The 5,967-nt window shown below is 43.7% G+C and carries 7 protein-coding genes; 5 read left to right on the top strand and 2 right to left on the bottom strand.

Translation table 11 applies throughout. The features are described 5' to 3' along the window. Positions 1-134: 134 nt before the first annotated feature. A complete protein-coding gene (locus tag ICN30_RS11410) occupies positions 135-1,052 on the bottom strand; it encodes a hypothetical protein (RefSeq protein WP_216275765.1) in 918 nt (305 codons plus the stop codon). Positions 1,053-1,254: 202 nt separating this feature from the next. Here ICN30_RS11410 and ICN30_RS11405 point away from each other — a divergent pair, with 202 nt between their 5' ends. From ICN30_RS11405 to ICN30_RS11390, 4 genes are all read left to right on the top strand, one after another. Further along, entirely contained in the window at positions 1,255-1,506 is a 252-nt protein-coding gene (locus tag ICN30_RS11405; protein ID WP_216275763.1) for a hypothetical protein, read from the top strand. A gap of 60 nt (positions 1,507-1,566) precedes the next feature. Then, a complete protein-coding gene (locus ICN30_RS11400; RefSeq protein ID WP_216275761.1) occupies positions 1,567-2,607 on the top strand; it encodes a hypothetical protein in 1,041 nt (346 codons plus the stop codon). 66 nt (positions 2,608-2,673) lie between these two features. Continuing rightward, positions 2,674-3,396: an AAA family ATPase gene (locus tag ICN30_RS11395; protein ID WP_216275759.1), complete on the top strand. Its 723-nt coding sequence runs from the start codon at positions 2,674-2,676 to the stop codon at positions 3,394-3,396. 18 nt (positions 3,397-3,414) lie between these two features. After that, positions 3,415-3,741, top strand: coding sequence for a hypothetical protein (locus tag ICN30_RS11390; protein ID WP_216275757.1), 327 nt, complete (start codon positions 3,415-3,417; stop codon positions 3,739-3,741). Between the two features lie 108 nt (positions 3,742-3,849). Here the strand turns inward: ICN30_RS11390 and ICN30_RS11385 are convergent, their stop codons facing one another. Continuing rightward, positions 3,850-4,800, bottom strand: a complete 951-nt coding sequence (locus ICN30_RS11385) for a DMT family transporter (RefSeq protein ID WP_216275754.1) — start codon at positions 4,798-4,800, stop codon at positions 3,850-3,852. A gap of 181 nt (positions 4,801-4,981) precedes the next feature. On the opposite strand from ICN30_RS11385, the gene ICN30_RS11380 reads away from it, so the two are divergent. Then, a complete protein-coding gene (locus tag ICN30_RS11380; protein ID WP_216275752.1) occupies positions 4,982-5,914 on the top strand; it encodes a LysR family transcriptional regulator in 933 nt (310 codons plus the stop codon). Positions 5,915-5,967: the final 53 nt, after the last annotated feature.

Below are 5,967 nucleotides of genomic sequence, written 5' to 3'. Positions count from 1 at the left end.
TTAGCAGCTAAAGGGGTTGGGGTCAGGGTGATCATGGGGCTATCAGGGCATAGACAGCTATCTAGCGTCCAGCACTATATAGACTGCAACGATGATCAAAAGCGTAAAGCTGTAGAGCTGATCTAGTAATTCGTTTAAAACGAATTGAACTTGGTCTTGTACTTTGTGACATTCATTGTTTTGGGGCTCTTGGATCCCTTGGGTCTTCCAGCATCACGCTCATAGCTCTCTAGCATTGCTTCTGGAAACATTTTTTTACTGGGAAATCTTCCGCGGGCAGCATTTTCTGCAACTAAAGACGCTATTTTTACTAATTGCCTGGCTTTGATGCTTAGGACTCGCTTGTACTCACTGTCGTGTTTTCCTGGTTTGACAGCTTCCTCATCAATCCTATGGGCGGGGGATAGCCCTAGTTCATTGGCAATCTTCCAAAGTGGTGTGCCTGCTTTGTACATGCTCAGTGCTTCTAGGCCGTTTATCAGAGTCTCTTCCTGTAGCTTACTTTTCTCTAGCTTGAAGTGCGCCTTATAGGCTTCGGGAAGTGGTGCGCCAAACTGGATAGGCGGCTTCCAATGTTGCATATAAAACTTCAGTAAATCTTTAATCCCTTTTTGAGCCTCTGTCAGAGTGAGATTTAATGGCACTTCAATTAAGAAAGTGGGTACTAAACGACCACCTTTATGCAGTGTCCTTGTTTCTCCAGCCTCCATATATATGCCTGATACTGCTGGGATTGGCATATCAAAGCCATATAAGGATTTCCCTGCTCGCTCCCACCAATCAGTTTGATCTCCCCCATCGTCATCTGCTTCCACGCTCAAGATATCAAACCACTCAGCAACTTTATATACAGCCGCTTCATCTTTGGGTAAGCCACTCTTTTTAACTTTCTCGCCTCTGTATTTGTCCCTGACAGTCAAATAACTAGTGCTGTGCCTGATGTAGGGCACAACTAAGTGGTATCTCCAGTCGGCTTCAACCTCAACTTCATCGTAGTTGAACTCAGCAGAAAGCTGCGTTAAAGCCCCTTTATTGCGGTTTTTAGCATTCATAAATGTTAAACGTTAATATTAGTAATCAAATTTTAATTTTAACATTATTCAAAAATCAGGATAGTAGCTATATCGCAGCAACGCTGCCGCTCTTTAACAACTTAGCTACACCTAAATGCAGTTTTAACGCTGCATAGCACTTGCTACGTGCAGGCGCTGTGCGGCACTTATATACGCAGTTTTTATATACGACGGGGGATCTATGCAAATTATTCAAGAAACAGCAACAAAACAGATTTGTTACTTGCTAGACAGCAAAAAAATTCAGGCACAGCAGACAGCGCAGCGCAAAGCAAGTCTAACAACAGATTTTTATTGGGCAGTAAGCGATCTTTATCGCGAAACACAGTGTGAAACAAATTTCTGGGATGGGATGGACAGCGTTATTGAGTATCGCAAATATATGGCGGAACTAAATGATGGCGAACGGGAAACTTCAGAAATGTATTTGTAGCAAATAACAAGCAGTAAGCAAGAAGTATCAATTAACTAATAAACATAAAGGGTTTTAAAAATGGAAAATATCCAAACTGTAGTAAATGCAAATCCGATCAACCAAAACTTTGCAATCGACGTTGAGGAGCTTGTAAAGATTACTGGCGTAGAGGTTACTGTTAGTAACACTTCTGCAGAGCAAATTGACAAAGTAGCGGAAGCGCAACAAGTGCTGCGTGACTTGGAAAAGGCAAGCGTTGGTCAAAAGAAAGAATGGTACGACGTGAGGGCGCAATTTATTATCGATGGCGGTATTGCCGCTGAGCCTGTTGCGTTTGAGGCTTTGATTGGGGCGCAAAGCATGGGTGACATTGCAGCGCAGCTGGACGAGCTTGCAGCGGAGTATGGTAGTCACGTTGCCGAACTTAAAGTTGCAGAGGCACGTAGCAATCAGTTCTTGAATAACATTCTGGCTAAATGTTATGGTAAATATGCGCTCTTCTTGAAGCAAAGTGAAAAAGAACAAAAGCGTATTGTTAATCGCATTGACGCTTATATGCTGGACAAAAATATTAGCGTTACTGGAAAAACTTATGCACTGAGTAAATTTTTGATGTGCGTATTTGTTGGGGCGGATGCTGGAAAAATTAACAGCTACTACTCTGCTATTACTTATGCACAAAAACAAGGCTGCGAACCTGATGATTTTGCACAATACGTGCAAAATTTTGAGGGCGGACTTACTGCGATGCGTCTTGCTAACGCAGCAAGTAAAAAAGAAAAAAGTACCGGTCAGACTGCGCTGACACGTGGCGAAAAACTGGTGCAGGCGCAGCAGTGGGCAAATGTACGCGAGCTTGCTGTATTTGATAGCGAAGAGCTGGCGCAAAACGTGGATGCAACGGCAGGTCAGCTTGTATTCATTGCAACGCCTTTGTCGGGTGGTAAGTATGCGGTTCGCGCTGCACTGAGCGATCAGGCTGTTATTGATGCTGCGTTGTTGGCTTTTTATAAGCTCAACAAAGAAGCAATGAGCAATGATCAGCAAGAACAAGTTCAGGTACAAGAAGCTGATGAAACCGATCAGTTGGCGGCACAAGCAGCGGCAATGGCTAGCTAATTTTTTTAACTAACTGAGATTGCTGCGGAGTCACTACTTCTTAGCAATCTTTATTTTGGAGGATATATGCAACCTGATTTTTCTAATTTTGATGAAATGATTAAACCTAAAGTACTGGGTGACGTAGTTTTTAAAGATGCAAAAGCAAAGCAGGCGATTGAGGACTGCATTGCTAAAAATGGCGGTTTTCCGGGGTCTGGAAAAAATGGCATTTTGCTTTATGGGGATGTGGGCACTGGCAAAAGCGCCTTGGCAAAAATCTTGCCTGATTTGATTGAGCAGGCTCATAGCGGACAAGATGCACAGTTGGCGCAGTATTACGATATTTCTGCAACGTCTGATAGCGCCCAGATTCTGGCAAATATTAGCAATCGCTGTAATTTCACGCCAATCGATGCTTTTCATTATTTTGTATTGGACGAGGTAGATAACCTTTCTAGCACCTATATGCCTTCGCTGAAATCCGCGATGAACGAGGGCGGTCGTTTTGCAGTGTTTATTTTGACAACTAATAATCTGTCCAAAATCGACCGTGCAGTGATTGATCGTTGCCACGTAGTCGACTTCACTGCGGCACCTAGTAATTATTGGCTACCTGTTATGAGCAAGGTACTCAGTTATTACGGGGTGTATGGGATCCCTCAGCAAGTCCTGGCTAATGTGGCGGCAGTTTGCAAGGGCAGTGGTCGTGGCGTACTTAATGCTAGCAAACAAATTGTTAAACACTATTACGCAAGCAAAACGAATACTGCGGCACCTGCTGTAGTGCAACCTGCAGTAGAAATTTAATCAATTAGGAGACATAACATGGCAACCAAATTTGTAACTTGGAATATTCAGCTGAGGGATGCATATGCTAATTCTGAAGCTGTAGCAGCACTGAAGCAGTTTCTTGCAGGCGCTGTTATTGAGGCTGACGGTGAAGAGTGTTCTTTTATCTCTGATGGAACTGATCGGATGGTTAGCTTGGCAATTCCCTATGAAGATGATAGCGAGCTCGAGCTGCTTGAAGCTGGTGCACTGCTTGGTGAATGCAAAGCGCAGTATCAGAAAGCAAAACTTAATTATGGATTTATTTTTTGGAAATCCATTAATGCTGCTGATGGCAGTGTGATTGAAACGGCGTATATCTAATAAATCGTTTTAAACGATTTGGCGCCTGCAGCTAATACAGTGCAGGCGTTTTATATTGAAAGCAAGTTAAAAAAAGGGGGATGATGATCGCATTGAGTTGTTGCTAGGCTAAAGAGAGTTGTCATATTCACTGCTATGCATTGTTTTGTTGATCGCTTTTGATGTTGAGCGTGTAACTATGAAAAGCCCAAAGACAATAATTGCGATGCCAATCAAGTCCGTTAGCTTGAATTCACTATCAAGAACTAGGTAAGACAAAAGAAGACCGCAAAATGGATTGGCTAGATGATAGGTCGAGGCAGTGGTCGCTCCCGAGCGGCGTATCAGATAGAGCCACATCCACATGCCACCGATTGTGACTACGATAGCTAGATAAGCCACCACAGAAACGAGTGGTAATGAAGGTGTCGTTACTGTGCCATGTGTGGTTTGATATAGCGCGAGCGGCATGAGAAGAACTGTCGCAATGGCTGATTGCCAGAAATTTACATGTTGAGGCGAATGCAACGCTGCCCTGTTTCGATAGAAGACTGTTGCTATAGAGAAAGATATGGTGCCGAGAAACGCAAGACCCAATCCGAGAGGGTCGAGAGTGCCGATCGGTCGTGCAAGTGCGATAACCAAAACACCACAAAAGCCAATTATGATACCCATAATCAAACGAATCCCAATCCGTTCGATGCCAAGAACGCTGGCTATGATGCTGGTTAAGAATGGCGCACAACTAACAACAATGATTACTAATTCTGGTGAAATGTAACGTAGCGCCGTGAAGGTCAGGCCAAGATAAAGCGCATTGTTTAGTGCGCCTAGAAGTAAAGCGTCACGTAATAATGTGCGATCGCTAAAGAGATGCTTTTTCATTGTCGGCAAGCACACAAAAAGCAAAATCACAGACGCAAGAAGGAAGCGGGCCGTTAGTAGAGTGTAAGGGTCTGTGTACTGTAGGCCTATTTTTCCAGCGACGAATGCCGAACTCCAGACCATGCTGAAAAGAGTTGCCCAGCCAATAATGGACAGTGCTAGCAAAATCTGGGAGTGTCGCGTTAATGTTTTCATATATGAGAGCATGCCTTCATAACCATAATTCTCTAAATGAATTATTTTACTTTCTTAATAAGAATAGCTTATTATGTTTAAGGGTTTCGACTATCGTTCTCGATAGTCTTGGCATTATTTCGTTGCTTAAGTTGTGTGGTTTTATGGTGAAGATTATCAAGCAGATAGGAGGGTAGTTCTTGTGTTTGGAGAAATCGTAAATACGAGTATGAATGCTGATTCATCTCTCATTTCTTTGCCAGGGATTGGTGACCGTGGCGTGACCCTAGAGCAACTACGTAGCTTTGTAGCTGTAGTCCAGTGCAGTGGATTTCATCAAGCAGGTTCGGTTATAAATCGATCCCAGTCTGCAGTTACGCAAAATATCAAACGTCTTGAAGAGTGTTTAGATTGTTCACTGCTTGTTCGAAAACAAGGACGGTTGCTTGGACTTACTCAGGAAGGGCGACGCTTTTTTGCACAAGCTATGATAGTTCTGGAGCAAGTTGAACAAGCCGTACTCACGCTCAAAAGACCCGAGCTTAAGGGTCGCGTAAGATTAGGTGTGCCTGACGATTTTGTTATTGAACAGTTGCACTCCGTAATATCGCATTGTCTGGCAAGTCATCCATCGCTACATATCGACGTTGTATCTACAGTGTCTTCGAAGTTACAAAAGCTGTATCAGCAGAGGAAGCTTGATATTGTGCTCTACAAGGCTGCGACTTCCCAACGTGATGCAGACTCAGAGAATGAGATTTTGCGCTCCGAGCCTCTTTATTGGGTGGCTAATAAGACCGTTGCGTTCGATCAATTTGATGAAATACCGCTGGTGGTTTTTCCAGACGGTTGCGCCTATCGCAAAGCAGCCATTGGGGCTCTCGAACAACTTGGCAAAAAATGGCGTATTTCCTACACAAGTGCTTCCTACGAGAATATCCGTCGTGCCGTTAGTGCGGGCCTAGGTATTGGGATCTTGTCACGTAGTGCGGTGAATGTAGAGCACGTTGTATTGAACGATGAAAACCGTTTCCCTGATCTACCTATGGTGCACTTAGTTATGGCTGTTCGCGGCAACCGAAGTCTTTTTCGTCAGGTTGCGGATGACTTGATGTACGCTTCAGCTGATGTGTGATCAAAGTCGATGCAATTTTTTGAGATTCGAGAGTATGGACCATCTTGGAAGTT

Source organism: Polynucleobacter sp. 31A-FELB (genome assembly GCF_018882405.1).
Taxonomy (GTDB): Bacteria; Pseudomonadota; Gammaproteobacteria; order Burkholderiales; family Burkholderiaceae; genus Polynucleobacter.
Note: the sequence above shows the minus strand (reverse complement) of the source record. Positions and strands in the feature narration are given on the sequence as shown.